At 65.1% G+C, this 16354-nt stretch carries 14 protein-coding genes; 9 read left to right on the forward strand and 5 right to left on the reverse strand.

The window, feature by feature from the left end; all coding sequences use genetic code 11:
* The first annotated feature begins 105 nt into the window (after window positions 1-105).
* Both QDT69_RS27080 and QDT69_RS27085 read left to right on the forward strand, forming a co-directional pair.
* Entirely contained in the window at window positions 106-1629 is a 1524-nt protein-coding gene (locus tag QDT69_RS27080) for an ABC-F family ATP-binding cassette domain-containing protein (RefSeq protein WP_279709523.1), read from the forward strand.
* A 63-nt stretch (window positions 1630-1692) separates the two neighbouring features.
* Window positions 1693-3156 (forward strand): glycerol-3-phosphate dehydrogenase, encoded by a 1464-nt coding sequence (locus QDT69_RS27085; protein ID WP_279709524.1) that lies wholly within the window; start codon window positions 1693-1695, stop codon window positions 3154-3156.
* A gap of 7 nt (window positions 3157-3163) precedes the next feature.
* Here the strand turns inward: QDT69_RS27085 and QDT69_RS27090 are convergent, their stop codons facing one another.
* Window positions 3164-4393: a tetratricopeptide repeat protein gene (locus QDT69_RS27090; protein ID WP_279709539.1), complete on the reverse strand. Its 1230-nt coding sequence runs from the start codon at window positions 4391-4393 to the stop codon at window positions 3164-3166.
* A 314-nt stretch (window positions 4394-4707) separates the two neighbouring features.
* Between QDT69_RS27090 and QDT69_RS27095 the strand changes: the two genes are divergently transcribed.
* The 4 genes from QDT69_RS27095 (at window position 4708) to QDT69_RS27110 (ending at window position 8401) form a co-directional block, all read left to right on the forward strand.
* Entirely contained in the window at window positions 4708-5286 is a 579-nt protein-coding gene (locus QDT69_RS27095) for a macro domain-containing protein (RefSeq protein ID WP_279709525.1), read from the forward strand.
* A gap of 288 nt (window positions 5287-5574) precedes the next feature.
* A complete protein-coding gene (locus QDT69_RS27100) occupies window positions 5575-6675 on the forward strand; it encodes an ABC transporter ATP-binding protein (RefSeq protein ID WP_279709540.1) in 1101 nt (366 codons plus the stop codon).
* Window positions 6672-7586, forward strand: coding sequence for an ABC transporter permease subunit (locus QDT69_RS27105; protein WP_279709526.1), 915 nt, complete (start codon window positions 6672-6674; stop codon window positions 7584-7586). The genes QDT69_RS27100 and QDT69_RS27105 overlap by 4 nt, the downstream gene beginning before the upstream one ends.
* Complete coding sequence (locus tag QDT69_RS27110) at window positions 7586-8401, forward strand: ABC transporter permease subunit (protein ID WP_279709527.1); 816 nt, start codon at window positions 7586-7588, stop codon at window positions 8399-8401. Before QDT69_RS27105 ends, QDT69_RS27110 begins: the two co-directional genes overlap by 1 nt.
* A gap of 166 nt (window positions 8402-8567) precedes the next feature.
* On the opposite strand, the gene QDT69_RS27115 is transcribed toward QDT69_RS27110, so the two are convergent.
* The 4 genes from QDT69_RS27115 to QDT69_RS27130 all read right to left on the reverse strand — a co-directional run bounded on the left by QDT69_RS27115 (window position 8568) and on the right by QDT69_RS27130 (window position 14051).
* Entirely contained in the window at window positions 8568-9419 is an 852-nt protein-coding gene (locus tag QDT69_RS27115; protein ID WP_279709528.1) for a carbohydrate ABC transporter permease, read from the reverse strand.
* Window positions 9416-10285, reverse strand: a complete 870-nt coding sequence (locus QDT69_RS27120) for a sugar ABC transporter permease (RefSeq protein ID WP_279709529.1) — start codon at window positions 10283-10285, stop codon at window positions 9416-9418. The genes QDT69_RS27115 and QDT69_RS27120 overlap by 4 nt, the downstream gene beginning before the upstream one ends.
* 207 nt (window positions 10286-10492) lie before the next feature.
* Window positions 10493-11878 (reverse strand): ABC transporter substrate-binding protein, encoded by a 1386-nt coding sequence (locus QDT69_RS27125; RefSeq protein ID WP_279709530.1) that lies wholly within the window; start codon window positions 11876-11878, stop codon window positions 10493-10495.
* Between the two features lie 208 nt (window positions 11879-12086).
* Complete coding sequence (locus QDT69_RS27130; protein WP_279709531.1) at window positions 12087-14051, reverse strand: AsmA family protein; 1965 nt, start codon at window positions 14049-14051, stop codon at window positions 12087-12089.
* Between the two features lie 244 nt (window positions 14052-14295).
* Here QDT69_RS27130 and QDT69_RS27135 point away from each other — a divergent pair, with 244 nt between their 5' ends.
* Genes QDT69_RS27135 through QDT69_RS27145 form a run of 3 tightly spaced genes read left to right on the forward strand, consistent with a single transcriptional unit; the run spans window position 14296 to window position 16324 of the window.
* A complete protein-coding gene (locus QDT69_RS27135) occupies window positions 14296-15003 on the forward strand; it encodes a CoA transferase subunit A (RefSeq protein WP_076861290.1) in 708 nt (235 codons plus the stop codon).
* Between the two features lie 24 nt (window positions 15004-15027).
* A complete protein-coding gene (locus tag QDT69_RS27140) occupies window positions 15028-15678 on the forward strand; it encodes a 3-oxoacid CoA-transferase subunit B (protein WP_050422652.1) in 651 nt (216 codons plus the stop codon).
* Between the two features lies 1 nt (window position 15679).
* Window positions 15680-16324, forward strand: a complete 645-nt coding sequence (locus QDT69_RS27145) for a GNAT family N-acetyltransferase (protein ID WP_279709532.1) — start codon at window positions 15680-15682, stop codon at window positions 16322-16324.
* Window positions 16325-16354: the final 30 nt, after the last annotated feature.

The following is a 16354-nucleotide window of genomic DNA, read 5'->3' on the forward strand; positions in this document are numbered from 1 at the left end:
GTTCGCGCCTGCACCTCAATCCCTCGCCGCGCTTCGACATGCACATCCGATGGCTGGACGCCTCGCGATGTCGTCGTGATCGCCGGCAAGACCAGAGAATTGACCGTGACCCTCATCAATGTGCGCAATCTCGGCGTGACGCTGAACGCGCCGCTGTTTTCCGACCTGAACTTCGTCGTCAATGCCGGCGACCGCATCGGCCTCGTCGCCGCCAACGGCCGCGGCAAGTCAACGCTGCTGCGCTGCATCGCCGGTGCGATGGAGCCCAACGAAGGCGACATCACCCGCGCCCGCGGGCTGACCGTCGGCCATGTCGCGCAGGATGCGCCAATGAGCCTGCTGGACACGGCGTTCCATGCCGCCGTCCTTGGCGCGCTGCCCGGCGAGCAACGCGGCAGCGAAGGTTGGCGGGTCGACGTCGCCCTGCAATCGCTCGAGGTGCCGGAGGAGCTGTGGGCGCGTCCGCTCAAGCAGCTGAGCGGCGGCTGGCTACGGCTTGCGCTGCTCGCCCGCGTGCTGGTGACCGAGCCCGACATATTGCTGCTCGACGAGCCGACCAACCATCTCGACCTCGCCAAGATCGCCCGGCTCGAGGCCTGGCTGAATGCGCTGCCGCGCGAGATGCCGGTGGTGATCGCAAGCCACGATCGCGCCTTTCTCGACGCGACCACCAACCGGACGCTGTTCCTGCGCCCGGAGCGGTCGCAGCTGTTCGCGTTGCCCTACACCGCGGCGCGGGCGGCGGTCGACGAATTCGATGCCTCGGACGAGCGGCGCTATCAGCGCGACATGAAGACCGTCCGTCAGCTGCGGCAGCAGGCCGCGAAACTCAACAATCTCGGCATCAATTCCGGCAGCGACCTCCTGCTGTCGAAGACCAAGCAATTGAAGCAGCGCGCCGAGAAACTGGAGGAGACGGCGAAGCCGGCGCACATGGAACGCTCGGCCGGCACGATCCGGCTCGCCAACCGCGACACCCATGCCAAGGTCCTGATCAGGCTGAAGAACGCTGAGATCGCCACCCCCGATGGCCGCCCGTTGTTCAGGACCGGCCAGCAGTTCATCTGCAAGGGCGACCGGATCGCGCTGCTCGGGCCGAACGGCGCCGGCAAGACCCGGTTCGTCGCGGCGCTGCGGCTGGCGATCGAGACCCCCGCGGCGGCAGCCGCCGAAATCCGGGCCACCGAGTCACTGGTTACAGGCTATTGCGACCAGGCGCTGGCCGATCTCAGGGATGGCGACACGCCGATGCGGATGCTGACGCGGCGCTTCGAGGTCGGCGATCAGCGGGCGCGCGGCCTGCTCGCCGGTGCCGGCCTCTCGATCGAGATGCAGGGCCGTCCGATCGGGCGGCTGTCGGGCGGGCAGAAGGCCCGTCTCGGCATGCTGGTGCTGCGGCTGACCCATCCGAACTTCTATCTGCTCGACGAGCCGACCAACCACCTCGACATCGAGGGCCAGGAGACCCTGGAGGAGGAACTGATGGAGCAACAGGCCAGCTGCCTGTTGGTGTCGCACGATCGCCAGTTCGTGCGGACGGTGGCCAACCGGTTCTGGGTGATCGAAGGCAGGAAGCTGATCGAGGTCGATGGACCCGAAGGCTTCTTCGCCTCCGCGGGCGCAGGCTGATGCTTGATGCTTTTTTCTGCGAGCACGTATTTCGTTCGCATTGAAATGCGATAGGCGTCGTGCATGGCGGACTATGACGTCGCGATCATCGGCGGTGGCCTGAACGGCACGAGCGTGGCTCGCGACGCGGCCGGCCGCGGCCTGCGCGTGATCCTGCTGGAGCAGGGCGATCTCGGCTCCGGCGCGTCGCAGGCCTCGCCGCGGCTGGTCCACGGCGACCTGGCCGGTCTGGAGCGGCGCGAGTTCTTCCGTGTCCGCAGGGCGCTCAGGGAACGCGACGTCTGGCTGCGCATCGCACCGCATCTGGTGCGGCCGATGCGCTTCGCGATCCCGGCGCATGCCGAGGAACGGCCGCCGTGGCATTTGCGGTCGTTGCTGCTGCTCTATGAGCATCTGGCCTCGCGCAGCGGCCTGCCGCGCTCGACGACCCTCGACGTCACTCACCATCCGGTCGGCAATGCGTTGAAACGGCCGTTCGGAACTGCGTTCGAATATTCCGACTGCGTCGTCGACGATTCCCGGCTCGTCGTGCTCACCGCCGTCGATGCCGCGGCGCGCGGCGCCGAGATCCGCACCGGCGCGCGCGTGACCCGGGCCGAGCGCGGCGACACCTGGCGACTGGTCGCGATCGATCGCGGCTATCGGCGGGTGATCACGTCGCGGTCGCTGGTCAACGCGACCGGCGCCTGGACCGCCTCCGTTGCCGATACCGTGTTGCGGGTGCCGGCGCCACAGCTTGCGACCGTGCAGATCAGCCAGATCGTGGTGCGCCGCCTGTTCGATTGCGACAATGTCTATGCGTTCCAGAATCCCGATGGACAGTTGATCTTCGCCAGTCCCTATGAGCGCGACTTCACCCTGATCGGTAGCGTCAGTCATGCCTTCAAGGGCGATCCCGCCATTGTCGCGATGGATGTGCGTGAGGTGGCCTATCTCTGTGACGCAGCCAATCGCTATTTTCGCGAACAAATTGCGCCAGTCGATGTGCTGCGGACGATCTCCGGCGCCAATTCCGTCGTCGCGGCCGGCCGGCGCATGGGCGGCGGGGCCGCCTCGCTCGACTACAGGCGCGGCAGGGCGCCGCTGCTCACGATCTTCGGCGGCGACGTGACCACCGCGCGGCGCCGCGCCGAGCGGGCGGTGACGGAGTTCACGCGGTTCTATCCGATGACGCCGCGCTGGACCGCGACCGCGCCGCTGCCGGGCGGCGAATTCGCCTGGCAGCGCTTCGAGACCGAGGTCGACATCGCGCGCGACCGCTGGCGCTTCCTCAGCGACGCCCAGGCGCGGCGGCTGGTGGCCGCCTATGGGCTGAACGTCAGGGATGTTCTGGGAGATGCCAAAGAAAAGGCCGATCTCGGCCCCGCCTTTGGTCCTGAGCTGACCGGCGCCGAGGTGCGCTACCTCATGCGCAAGGAATGGGCGCGCTTTCCCGACGATATCCTGTGGCGCCGCTCCAAGCTCGGTTTGACTATGCCGCAAGCCGATCGTGATGCGCTGGCGGCATTCATGGCGAAGCCGGATTGAGGATCGGCTATTGCCGCGCGGCCTCCTGCGACCAGGCGAGGTCGCGCCGCGATGGACGGCGATGCAGCCGGTCCGCGATCAAGTTCGTTGCCTGTCGGCCCTGACCGGCGCGCAGGCACGCCACGATGAAGGTGTCCTCCCACAATTCGCGTTGCGCATGGCTGCCGCCGATCCGCACCAGCTCGGGCATCAGCGGCGCCAGGATGCGCACGGCGCTCTCATGGTCGCCGGCCGCGAAGGCGGCAATGCCGCGGCCGAGGCCGATCGCGGCAGGGCCGGGCGCCAGTTTGCCGTCGGCATCGCGCGCCGCCATCTCGGCGAGCCGCGCCTCGAGCGCATCGTTGTTCGTCGTGGCGGCGACCAGCGCGTGGTGGACGTCGGCGAAATGCGCGCCGGCCTTCGGGAAATAGCCGTCGCCATAGGCGGCGACATCCTTCCAGTGCGCCTCGAGACCGGTCTTACCGGCGACCGACAGCCGCCACAGCAGCGAAGCCGTGTCGGTGTAGATATTGAGCGGCGGATAGGGCCGGCCCGCCGGCTTGATATGCTGCTCGTAAATGGCGAGCGCGCTGTCGGCGTCGCCTTCCTCGATCGCGATCAGAGCGAGGTGCCAGGCGAGATGGCCCTGCAGGAAGCTGGTGCGATCATTCGCCGGCAGCCATGCCGAGAGGAAGCTGCGGCCTTCCGCCGCGTCGCCCTGCTCGAACAGTGCATGCGCCAGCGCGTGCGCGGCGCCGCCATTCTCGGGCTTCAGCGCGTAGCCGCGCTCGGTGATGGCGCGGCCCGAGACGAGGTCGCCGGCCTCGGTCTTCGACCAGCCGAGATAGGTGAGAAACCACCAATCGTCGCCATAGTCGCTGGCGTAACGCTCGGAGATGGCGAGCCGTGCGGCGTCATGGTCGGATCGGCCGGAGAAGGCATAGAGGCCGAAGGCGCCGAGCAACAGCGAGAGTATCTGCGCATCGCGCGGATATTCGGTGAGATGCTGTTCGGCCGCCGTCATCGCCTTCTTGCCCTGGCCCTCGATCACGGACGCGATGATCTCGATGTGCTGACGCTCGCGCGGGCTCGCGGCCGCCGCGAGTTGCCGCGCATCGCTGGCCTTGGCGCGGGCTGCGGCCGCTTCCATGTTGAGCTGGTGGACGCGGGCACGGCCGAGATGGGCCAACGCGAAATCGGGATCCTCGGCGATCGCTGCCTCGAACGCTGCATCGGCGCCGAGCTGCGCCGCCAGCATGCGATCGACGCCGTCGACATAGTATGCAGCTGCGCGGTCCGAACTGGTGGTCAGCGGCAGGCCGTAGCGGTCGCAAATCATCGGTTGTCCTCCCGAGTTTCGCCGCGAAGTCTAGGGCATGTGCTCATAAAGGCAACGAGCCCCTTCGGGGCTTACGTCTGCTTAGCCCTCAGCAGCATCGCAAGAGCTGATATCGCCGGAGGTCCGAGTTGGGCCACAAGCGGCCTTCCGCACCGTGAGAAGGCAGTGCAGTGTAGTCGATATTGCCTTAGATTGCGCAGTTGGAGAGTAACGGTCTGTAAGGCTGAAGATCGATGGACGCGATCAGGTTCGAACTGCGTGACATTAACGCCGAAATGGTTCAGGCGTGGCAGCGGTATTTCATGGACATTCCCAACGTTCGGATATCTCAAGGTGAGATATTCGACAGTTCAGCAGATGCCATTGTCAGCCCAGCGAATAGTTTCGGCTACATGGACGGTGGCATCGATCTCGTCTATCTGCATCGGTTTGGCTGGGAATTACAGACGAGACTTCAGACGCACATTAAGGCTGACTACGATGGCGAGTTGCCTGTGGGGCAAGCGACCATCATCGAGACCTTCGACGAGACAATCCCGTATCTAGTCAGCGCACCAACGATGCGCGTTCCGACGAATGTGGCAAATACAGTCAATGCTTACTTGGCATTCCGAGCAGCAATGCGCGCGATCAAGCAGCACAATCGCGAGTACCCTGGATCCATCCGTACCGTCCTTTGTCCCGGGCTATGTACCGCTATCGGGCGAATGCCAGCCGAACTCGCAGCTAGGCAAATGGCAGCCGCCTTTGAAGTTTGTATTCTAAACCAGACCGTGAGCCCAAGTGGACATCGGTACCTTCTTGGCGATTGATTGAGCAGCCTGATGGTTGATTTCGGCTTTGGGTTAAAAGCGGTAAGGTTCAGACTAAGCAAGTGCCTTCCGGTTTGTACCTCAAAGCCGACGCAACGCATTAAGAGCCCCCCTGCAGAGGCCGACAATATTGCGGGAGATGTCCGTGAGGCGGTTGAGCCGGTGGCGATCCGCCGCTAGCTTGCCGCCAGGATTGGACCTTGTGGGGAATCGGGGCTTCTTGACGTGACATCGGGCGAAGCGAGTGCGGAGGCGGCAAAGCCGCTGCCTGAACCGGCCGTCTCGGACATGCCGCTGCTGCGGATCGAGGGCGTCGCAAAATCGTTCGGGAATTTCCGCGCGGTCGACAAGCTCTCGCTCGATATCCGCGCCGGCGAGTTCTTCGCGCTGCTCGGCCCGAGCGGCTGCGGCAAGACCACGCTGCTGCGGATGCTCGCGGGCTTCGAGACGCCGGACGAGGGCCGCATCCTGCTCGGCGGCAGCGACATCGCCCAGGTGCTGCCGCATGAGCGGCCCGTCAACATGATGTTCCAGAACTATGCGCTGTTCCCGCATCTGTCGGTGCGGGATAACATTGCGTTCGGATTGAAGCGCGCCGGCATGGCGCGCAAGGATATCGCGACCCGCGTCGCGGAGATGGTGGCGCTCGTCAAGCTCGAGGGGCTCGAGAAGCGCAAGCCCGACCAGCTCTCCGGCGGACAGCGGCAGCGCGTGGCGCTGGCGCGCTCGCTGGCGCGCCGGCCGCAGGTGCTGCTGCTCGACGAGCCGCTCGCCGCGCTCGACAAGAAGCTGCGCGAGAGCACGCAAGGCGAGCTGATGGAGCTGCAGCGCCGGCTCGGCATGACCTTCATCATCGTCACCCATGACCAGGAGGAGGCGATGACGATGGCCGGCCGGATCGGCGTGATGGATGCCGGCCGGCTGGTGCAGGTCGCAACCCCGCGCAATCTCTATGAGGCGCCGGCCTCGCGCTGGATTGCCGAGTTCGTCGGTGACATCAACCTGTTCAACGGTCAGGTCACCGCCCGCGACCGCGGCCGCCTGACGGTATCCACCACGGAAGCAGGCACGCTCGCGGTCAGCGAGCTGTGGCCGCCGGTGACCAAGGAGGCCGTCAGCGTCGCGATCCGTCCCGAGAAGGTGAAGCTGTCGCGCCGCGCGCCGGCATCGGATGCGGGCGCATCGCAGCCGATCAACCGGCTGGAAGGCGTCGTCATCGACGTCAACTATCTCGGCGGCATCACCAGCTATCGGGTGAAGCTGGAGACGGGCGCGGTGGTGCGCTCGTCGATGGCCAACACCGCGCGGCTCGATGTCGATGCCTATTTGGCCGGCCAGCGGGTGGTGGCGTGGTTCACCGCCGACGATTGCCTGGTGCTGGAGCAATGAGCGCGCGCCGCATCTTCGCCCGGCCGGCGCGGTTTGCCGCGATCGCGCCCTATCTCTGGATGGTGCTGTTCTTCCTGGTGCCGTTCGGCTTCGTGCTGAAGATCAGCCTGTCGCAGACCGCGATCGCGCAGCCGCCCTATACGCCGGTGTTCGATTTCAGCGAAGGGCGCGCGGCGCTGGCGGCTGCGTTTGCGCAATTGTCGTTCGACAATTTCGGCCTGCTGGTTCAGGACAATCTCTACATCCTGTCCTATCTGCGCAGCCTCGTCGTCGCGGTGACCTCGACGCTGATCCTGCTCTTGATCGGCTATCCCATCGCCTACGGCATGGCGCGGCTGCCGCAGCGCTGGCAGGCCGTGGCGATGATGCTGGTCATCGTGCCGTTCTGGACCTCGTTCCTGATCCGCATCTATGCCTGGATCAACATCCTGCAGCATGACGGTCTGCTCAACCAGGTTCTCCTCACGCTGCACATTGTCTCCGCGCCGGTGGTCTGGCTGTCGACCGACAGCGCGATGTATCTCGGCATCGTCTATTCCTATCTGCCGTTCATGATCCTGCCGCTCTATGCGACGCTGTCGAAGATGGATGCGTCGCTGCTGGAGGCCGCCGGCGATCTCGGCGCCTCGCCGCGGCAGGCGTTCTGGCTGGTGACATTTCCGCTGTCGCTGCCGGGCGTCGGCGCCGGTGCGCTGCTCTGTTTCATCCCGATCGTCGGCGAATTCGTGATCCCCGACCTGCTCGCCGGCTCCAACTCGCTGATGATCGGGCAGACGTTGTGGCTCGAATTCTTCACCAACAAGGACTGGCCGGTGGCATCCGCCGCCGCGGTCGCGCTGTTGCTCCTGCTGGTGCCGCCGCTCGTGCTCTACGACCGCCTGCAACGGCGGCAGCTCGAGGCGAACCGCTGATGGCGCACACCGTCACCAGGCTCACGCGCTTCAACATGACCTCGCTGGCGCTCGGGCTGGCGTTCCTCTATCTGCCGATCGTCATCCTCGTGATCTACTCGTTCAACGCCTCGCGGCTGGTCACGGTGTGGGGCGGCTGGTCGCTGCGCTGGTATCATGAGTTCTTCAACGACCGCGCCATGCTGGAGGCGGCGTGGATGAGCCTGTCGGTCGCCGCGGTGTCGGCGACACTGGCGACGCTGCTGGGCACGCTGGCGGCGGTCGGGCTGGCGCGGGGCGAGCGGTTCCGGGGGCGGGCGCTGTTCTCCGGCATGCTGTATTCGCCGCTGGTGATGCCCGAGGTGATCTCCGGCCTGTCGCTGCTGCTGCTGTTCGTGGCGCTGAATGCCGAGCGCGGCTTCTGGACCGTGACGATCGCCCACACCACGCTGACGATGTGCTTTGTCACCGTGGTGGTGCAGTCGCGCCTCTCCGCGCTCGACCGCAGCCTGGAGGAAGCCGCAATGGACCTCGGCTGCGATCCGGTGCGCGCGTTCCTGATGGTGACGCTGCCGCTGATCGTGCCGGCGATCGTCGCGGGTTGGATGCTGGCCTTCACGCTGTCGCTCGACGACGTCGTGATCGCGAGCTTCACCACCGGTCCCGGCTCGGCGACGCTGCCGATCCGGATCTACTCCGAGGTCCGGCTCGGTGTGAAGCCCGAGATCAACGCGATCTGCACGCTGGTGATCGCGCTGATCGCCGTGATCATCGTGGTGGCGTCGTTCGCCTCGAAGCTGTCAAGCGCGCGCGGCGAGAGCGCCGCGCCGCTCTAGAGCATGATGGTTGAGCTCGTGCTTCACCTCTCCCTTGGGAGAGGTCGGCGCGCAGCGCCGGGTGAGGGATTATGGTCTCTCGTTAGTGCCGCGGCCCCTCACCCGGATTGCTTCGCAATCCGACCTCTCCCCGGCGGGGAGAGGTGAGCCGAGACCGCGCCAAGCCTCACGACTTGACCGCGCCTGCGGTCAGTCCGCCGACCATGTAGCGCTTGAAGGCGTAGTAGACCGCGGCCGGCGGCAGTGCGTAGATGAAGCCGGTGGTCATCAACAGCTCCCAAGGCGAATCGTCGGCGGCGAGGAAGTTGCCGAGCGCGACCGGCAGCGTGATGTCGGTGTCCTTCGACAGCAGCAGGAACGCGTAGAGATATTCGTTCCAGGCAAGCAGGATCGCATAGGTGCCGACCGCGACCAGCGAGGGCATCATCAGCGGCACGTAGACCAGGCGGAACAGCTGCAGCGTGGTGGCGCCGTCCATCGTCGCGGCCTCGTCCAGCTCGACCGGCAGCTTGTCGGAGGCCTGCTTCAGCACCCAGATCGCGTAGGGCGCGGCGATCGTCACCATCGCCAGGATCAGCGACCAGTGATTGTTGAGCAGGCCATAGGTGCCCATGGTGCGGTACATCGGCACGGCGAGGAACGCCGCCGGGATGAAGTAGGTGAACAGCGCCATGTTCATCACGGCGCGGCCGCCCGGCACCCGCAGCCGCGAGATCGAGAACGCGGCGGCGGTGGCGACGAACAAGGTCAGCGCGCCGACGGCGAGCGCGATCACGGTCGAATTCCAGAACTGGATCCAGAAGTCGCGCAGGAAGTAATGCTGCTCGTGGAACACGATCGAGAAATTGTGGAAGGTCGGATGAGCAGGCCACAGCTTGCCGGAGAACGCGTCCTCCTTCGGCGAGATCGCGAACACGAACATGTGGTAGATCGGGATCATGGTCCAGATGAAGACCGGGATGCCGATCAAGAGCAGCTTGGCTTCGGTACCGACTTCGCGGAGGGTGGGCAGCTTCATCGCGACAACCGTTTCATCATGAAATAGACCAGCGGCAGCACGAACGGCATCGCGCACACGATCGAGGCCATCGCCAGCGACAGCTGGTCAAGCCTGAGATAGCGGATGCCCAGCGTCGAGAGCACGTGGGTGAGGTCGGCGGGCCCGCCGCCGGTGAGCAGATAGACGCTGTTGAAGTCGCCGAGCGTCCAGATCATCGAGAGCAGCGTGCAGGTGATGTAGAGCGTCTGCATCGACGGCCAGGTGATGTAGCGGAATTTCTGCCACCAATTGGCGCCGTCGACGTCGGAGGCCTCGTACAGGTCGTGCGAGATAGCGAGCCGCCCGGTCAGCAGGATCAGCGTCCAGAACGGCAGCGACTTCCAGATGTGCACGCCGATCGCCATCGCGAGCGCGACCGCCGGATCGTTCAGCCAGTTCGGGCCGTCGTCGCCGGTGAACTTGAAGATCAACTGGTTGACCACGCCCCATTCGGGATTGAGCATGAAGCGCACCGACAGGATGGTCGGGATCGACGGCACCGCCCAGGGCAGGATGAAGATGACCGACAGCCACCTGATCCAGGGTCGCTGCTGGGCGAAGAAGCCGGACAGGAACAGCGCGATCAGCATCTTGATGTTGATGCCGATGACCAGGAAGATCAGCGTGTTGACCGCGGCGCGCGCGAAGATCGGGTCGTTGTACAGCGCGACATAGCTCGCCGGCTGGCGCGCCAGCCACAGGCCGTAGCCGACCGGATAGACCACGAAGGCGAGAAACACGAGCAGGTAGGGCGCGAGCAGCACGATACCCCAGACCTGCGGCGGCGACAGCCGCGCCGACAGTGGCGGCGAGGGGGCTTCGGATGCGGAGAGTGTGATCGCCATTCGGTTACTCGATGTCGCCTGTGCCTACGCTGTCGTCCCTGCCTAGTGCGCAATTGCGCACGGGAGCAGGGACCCATAACCACCTGCTTTCGTTGTTGCACGAAAGCCGGTGACCAGCATCTTTCAAAATCACCGCCGCGGCGTATGGGTCCCTGCTTTTGCAGGGACGACAGAGACATACGGTCGCGGCGGTGCGCATCATCTACATCACCCCGCGACCTGCTTGATACGGGCGATCAGTTCGTCGACGGCCTTGTCCACCGGCACCTTCTCGCTGACGACGCGGTTCATGGCCTTGGCCCAGACGTTCTCGTTGTTCAGGATGGTGAACTTCCAGTTCTTGGTGAAGTCGAACGGCGTGGTGCCGCCGGTGAACTGATTCCAGACCGCCTTGCGATGGCGGTCGGCCTGCCAGAACGGGCTCGCCTGGCTGGCCTTGGTCACCGGGAACCAGCGACCGAGCGCACCCTCGATATAGGGCCGCACGTTGTCTTCCTGCATCAGGAAGCTGATGAACTGCTTGCCTTCGGCCTTGTTCTTGGCGTTGGCGAAGATCAGTCCGGTCTTGACGTCGGAGCGGTAGCGGATCGTCGAGCCATCCGGCGCCTTCGGGAAGGACGCCGTGATGATGTCCTGCTCATAGGCCTGCTTGCCGGCGGCGCGCTGCGCGTCGGTCAGCGCCGGGTTGGTGGAATCCTCGAACCACTTCGCCGCGATCGAGATCGTGAAATTGTGGGTCATCACGATCGTCTTGTTGTGGAAGGCGACGTTGTTGTCCGGGTCCTTCCAGGTGGTGGAAGAGGGCGGCGTGCAGCCCTTGATGTAGGTGTCGGTGTAGTCCTTCAGCGCGTGGATCAGGCCGTCGCGCACCTTGGGATCGTCGACCAGGAGCTTGCCGTCGTCGTCGACCAACTTGACGTGGTAGGCGTCCATGAAGGTGTAGAACGACTGGAAGGAGTCGGTGGATTCCACGCCCATCGGCTGGCCGACGCCGTAGATGCGCTGGCCGGTCGCCTTGCGGATCGCCGGCTGCACCTTGTCGCACCAGAACGTCCAGTAATCCTCCCACTTGGTCGGGATGTCGGCGGCCTTGAAGCCGGCTTTCTCCAGCATGTCGCCCCAGATCTGGACGTGCATGCTCTGCTGCTTCAGCGGGAAGCCGTAATAGGACTTCTTCTTGGTGACGTCGTTGTAGAGCAACGCCGCTTCCAGCGTGTTCGGCGCGAAGGCGTCCTTCATCGGCAGCATGATGTCGGAGAGATCCTCGAGCTTGCCCTCGAAGGCCCACTTGCCCTGGGCTTGCACGTCGTAGGTGTCGGAATAGGCGACGTCGGGCACGGTGCCGGAATCCAGCGCGGCGACCGTCTTCGGAATCATGTCCTGGATCGCGTATTGCGACAGTTCGACCTTGATGCCGGTCTTGGCTTCGAATTTCTTGATCGTCTCAAGCAGCGCGTCGTCTTCGGACTTGTAAAATCCCTTGCCCCACCAGACGGTGATCGTCTTGCTCTGGGCCAGCGCGGGTGCAGTTGCGGCAAACAGGCCGACCGCAGCGACCGCAATCGATAGCGCACCGATAACCTTGGATCTCACGTTGTTCTCCCTCATGAGGCCGGCTTTTTTAACCGGTTGGAGAAAACACTAGCGCATGCCCGTGACCCGATAAAGATGCCGGATCGACGACTTCTGTAGGGGTACGCGGCGAGGGCGTGGATCAGTCCCGGTGCATCCATGCGGAAAGTGAATGGATTCGACTTCTTCAGTTCGACCTGGTCAGTTCGACTTCTTCAGTTCGGCGTCGTCAGTTGGATTTGGCGTTCTCGGCCGCTGTTGCCGGTCCGTTGCCGGGTGCGCCGGCGGCAGCATCGGGCGCGGCCGCGGGCCGCGTGGCGCCGCCAGTGAAGCGCTCGATCACCGAGCGCACCGCATCGCGCGTCTTGCGATCCTTCACCGCATCGAGCAGCGGGGCGGATGCCGGCGAGCGGCGGATCAGGCTTTCCGGATCGGGGAAGATCAGCGGATCATCCCACGGGCCCTGGATCACGAAAGGCAGATCGAACGCGTTGCCGCCGGCAGATGCCGAAGTCAGGCTGGCGACGCCCTTGAGATCGTATTCGCGCGACGGCACCGAGGCGGTGCCGGTCAGCGTGATCTTCGCCGCGGGGCTCTCGACACGGATGTCGTCGGCAGTGGCGACGCCATCGGCGAACTTCACCGAGATGTTGAGATTGTCATAGGGCGTCGAGCCGGAGCGGAAATTGCCGCCGCCGGACAGCGGCCGCTTCTCGAGCCGCCTCAAGAGCTGCTCGACATTGAAGCCGGCGATCGCGCCGTCATGCCCGTTCAGCGTGGCGGTGCCGTCCAGCGACGATGCGAGCCCGAACGGGCTCGAGCCGGAGGCCGTCAGCGAGACGTTGAGGTTGCCGCGGCCGGAGAGCTTATTGATGCCGAACAGCTCGCTGGCGCAGGCCTGTAAATCGACATCGGTGAACTGGAATTGCGCACGGACGTCGGCAACCGCATCCGAGCGCGCGATCGCGAACGAACCCTTGGCGATGCCGCCATACATCTGCGCCTCGCCGACGCTGAGCGCCAGCGCGCCACCGCGCAGATTGGCGCCGAACGCGGTGCGGCCGAGCTTGGACGGGCCGACCGTCACCTTGGCCGCCGACAGGCGCATGTCGAGATCGGTCGACGACAGCGAGGACAGGTCGAACAGCTGCCTGTTCCAGTCGCGCTGACCGCTGGCCAGCAGGCGGAAGGTCGAGATGTAGGGCGTGAAATCGAGGTTGCCGGCGGCAAGCGTCGCCTGCAGCGACTGCCGGCCATTATTGGCGTAGGTCATCACGCCCTCGGCGACATTGCCGTCGAGCTCGACATTGACATTGGTGAGCGCGACCGAGCCGCCGACCACATTGGCGCGGGCCTTCAGTGCGAAGCGGCCGAAGCCGCCACCGCCGCCGGGCGGCGCCTGTCCCATCCAGCGCAACGCGTTGCGCAGCGACGGTGAGTCCATGGTGGCGGTGCCTTCCATCATCAGGCTGGTGCGGTTGGCGACGGTTCCGTCGAACGCAACCTTCAGCGGGGCACTGGCGAGGCGCGCCTTGAGGCCGGAGCGGTCGCCCGACAGCAGCGCGACGAAATCGCTGGCGCTGATCGAGCCGTCGACGCGCTCGCCGCGCCAGTCGAACTGGCCGGTTGCGGCAAAGGAACGCGAGATCGACGGCCAGGCCAGCGACAGGTCGATATCGCCGAGTTGCTCGGAGACGTTGTTGGTCCCATCCTGGTAGTTCAGTTCACCGTCCTGGATCCGGATTTCGGAGAACGACACTTGATTCTCGGCGCCGGGCGTCATCGCCTTGGCGATGGTCACGACAAACGGTGTCCAATTGCTGTCGCCGGCGGTGTCGCGCACCACACGGATGTGCGGGCGCAGCATCATGACGTCGGCGATCTCGAACCGCCGCAGCAACAGCGGCAGCAGTCGCAGGTTGGCGGTCAGCACGTCGACCTGCAAGGCTGGACCGACGGTATCGGCGCCCTTCAGCCCGACATTGTGAAAGGAGACGTAGCTGCCGGGAAACACCGAAACATCGATCGGCCCGTTGACGACGAGCTCCAGCCCGGTCACGGCGCGAATCTGCGCCTCCACTGCGCGCTGCAGCGCGTCCCGGTTGAGGAACCAGGACGTTCCGACCAGCCCGACCAGCGCCAGGCCTAAGAGCGCCGCGATCGGCATCCCCAGGCGCTTAATTCCTTGGGCCATCGTCAATGACATATCCGGGTCGGGTTGAGTTTTGTCGGGTCGTCGTCGAACACAGCGGGCTCTCGCCGGAGGCCCCTGCCAACCCACGCAACTTGAAGGGTTTTCTTGACGCTTTCAAGGCCATGTTGACGCCGCGGGCTGCCGCCCGTCGCCGCACGGGGCCGTGATTGACGCATTGCGAAGATTTCGCCTAATAATCCGCATTGTCACAGCCGTTCCGCGCCCTCCATCAGGTATTCGCTGCATGAACAAAGTTTATCCCGACGCCAAATCGGCACTCGATGGTCTCCTCAAGGACGGCATCATGATCATGTCGGGGGGCTTCGGCCTCTGCGGCATCGCCGAGACCCTGTCGGACGCGATCCGCGATTCCGGCGTCAAGGGCCTCACGGTCGTCTCCAACAATGCCGGCGTCGACGGCATCGGCCTGAGCCGGCTGCTGGAGACGCGCCAGATCAAGAAGATGATCTCGTCCTATGTCGGCGAGAACAAGCTGTTCGCCCAGCAATATCTCGCCGGCGAGCTCGAGCTCGAGTTCAACCCGCAGGGCACGCTGGCCGAGCGCATCCGCGCCGGCGGCGCCGGCATCCCGGCCTTCTACACCAAGACCGGCGTCGGCACGCTGATCGCCGAAGGCAAGGAAGTGAAGGAATTCGACGGCGAGAAGTACATCATGGAGCGCGGCCTGTTCGCCGACGTCGCCATCGTGCACGCCTGGAAGGGCGACACCGCCGGCAACCTGGTCTACCGCAAGACCGCGCGCAACTTTAACCCGATGATGGCGACCGCCGCGAAGGTCACCGTCGCCGAGGTCGAGCATCTGGTGCCGGCCGGCGAGATCGATCCGGACCACATCCATACCCCCGGCATCTTCGTCAAGCGCATCATCGAGGTCGGCACGGCCAAAAAGCGGATCGAGTTCCGCAACACCCGTCCGCGGCCCGCAGCGTAAATCACACCTTTTCAGGAGAGCCTCATGGCCTGGACCCGTGAACAGATGGCCGCCCGCGCCGCCAAGGAGTTGCGCGACGGCTATTACGTCAATCTCGGCATCGGCATTCCGACGCTGGTTTCGAACTACATCCCCGCGGGCATCGACGTCAGCCTGCAGAGCGAGAACGGCATGCTCGGCATGGGCCCGTTCCCCTATGAGGACGAGGTCGATGCCGACCTCATCAATGCCGGCAAGCAGACCGTCAGCGAGCTGCCCTCGACCAGCTATTTCTCCTCGGCCGATTCCTTTGGTATGGTGCGTGGCGGCCATATCGACCTGTCGATCCTCGGCGCCATGCAGGTGGCGCAGAACGGCGACCTCGCCAACTGGATGATCCCCGGCAAGATGGTGAAGGGCATGGGCGGCGCCATGGACCTCGTCGCCGGCGTCAAGCGCGTCGTGGTCGTGATGGAGCATTCCGCGAAGGATGGCCCCAAGCTGCTCAAGCAGTGCAATCTGCCGCTGACCGGCGAGCGCGTGGTCGACATGGTGGTGACGGATTTGGCGGTGTTCACCATCGACAAGCACGGCAAGGACGGCATGGCGCTGATCGAGCTTGCCGACGGCGTCACGCTCGACGAGGTCAAGGCCAAGACCGAGGCGGAATTCCGCGTCGCGCTGAAGAACACCTGAGATGATTGACGCGGGACGATCCTCGATCCGTCCCGCACGATCCGACGATGCGGGCTTCATCGCCCGCATTGTCCTCGCCGCGCAGCGCGGCCCACTGCCGCGCGGCTGGATCGACATCGCGCTCGATCGTCCCGAGCCGGAGTGCCTCGCGTTCATGGCGCGGCTCGCCGTTGCGCGGGTGAAATCATGGTATCACGTCGCCCACTTTCTGATCGCCGAGGTCGATGGCGTCCCGGCGGCCGCGCTGTGCGCGATGCCGGCATCCGGAACGATCGTTGCCGCACGCGCGGCGATCGAGGAGGTGGCGGCACAGCTCGGCATCGATGCCGATGCCATCGTGGCGCGCGGCGGCTACGCCCGCAATTGCTGGGTCCAGGGCGGTGAGGGCGACTGGCTGATCGAGCATGTCGCAACCGATCGAGCCTATCGCGGCAACGGCCTGGTGCAGCCGCTGATCGGCCGCGCGCTCGCCGACGGCAGGGCCGCCGGCTTTGCGCGGGCGTCGATCTCGTTCGTGATCGGCAACGGCGCGGCCGAACGCTGCTACACCAAGGCCGGCTTTGCCTTCGCCGAAGAGAAGCGCGACGCCGCATTCGAGGCGCTGACCGGCGCGCCGGGTTTTCGCAGGTTTGCGCGCGCGATGTGAGGCGAGACGGTAAGCGGGCCACATACGTCG

This window comes from Bradyrhizobium sp. CER78 (assembly GCF_029846235.1).
Taxonomy (GTDB): Bacteria; Pseudomonadota; Alphaproteobacteria; order Rhizobiales; family Xanthobacteraceae; genus Bradyrhizobium.

What these genes read in the sequence shown, in the direction of transcription:
- QDT69_RS27120 (WP_279709529.1), bottom strand. Translation starts at nt 10,285, where the DNA reads ATGGCGATCACACTCTCCGCATCCGAAGCCCCCTCGCCGCCACTGTCG.
- QDT69_RS27130 (WP_279709531.1), bottom strand. Translation starts at nt 14,051, where the DNA reads ATGGCCCAAGGAATTAAGCGCCTGGGGATGCCGATCGCGGCGCTCTTA.
- QDT69_RS27105 (WP_279709526.1), top strand. Translation starts at nt 6,672, where the DNA reads ATGAGCGCGCGCCGCATCTTCGCCCGGCCGGCGCGGTTTGCCGCGATC.
- QDT69_RS27110 (WP_279709527.1), top strand. Translation starts at nt 7,586, where the DNA reads ATGGCGCACACCGTCACCAGGCTCACGCGCTTCAACATGACCTCGCTG.
- QDT69_RS27090 (WP_279709539.1), bottom strand. Translation starts at nt 4,393, where the DNA reads ATGCTGGCGGCGCAGCTCGGCGCCGATGCAGCGTTCGAGGCAGCGATC.
- QDT69_RS27085 (WP_279709524.1), top strand. Translation starts at nt 1,693, where the DNA reads ATGGCGGACTATGACGTCGCGATCATCGGCGGTGGCCTGAACGGCACG.
- QDT69_RS27140 (WP_050422652.1), top strand. Translation starts at nt 15,028, where the DNA reads ATGGCCTGGACCCGTGAACAGATGGCCGCCCGCGCCGCCAAGGAGTTG.
- QDT69_RS27100 (WP_279709540.1), top strand. Translation starts at nt 5,575, where the DNA reads ATGCCGCTGCTGCGGATCGAGGGCGTCGCAAAATCGTTCGGGAATTTC.
- QDT69_RS27135 (WP_076861290.1), top strand. Translation starts at nt 14,296, where the DNA reads ATGAACAAAGTTTATCCCGACGCCAAATCGGCACTCGATGGTCTCCTC.
- QDT69_RS27145 (WP_279709532.1), top strand. Translation starts at nt 15,680, where the DNA reads ATGATTGACGCGGGACGATCCTCGATCCGTCCCGCACGATCCGACGAT.
- QDT69_RS27115 (WP_279709528.1), bottom strand. Translation starts at nt 9,419, where the DNA reads ATGAAGCTGCCCACCCTCCGCGAAGTCGGTACCGAAGCCAAGCTGCTC.
- QDT69_RS27095 (WP_279709525.1), top strand. Translation starts at nt 4,708, where the DNA reads ATGGACGCGATCAGGTTCGAACTGCGTGACATTAACGCCGAAATGGTT.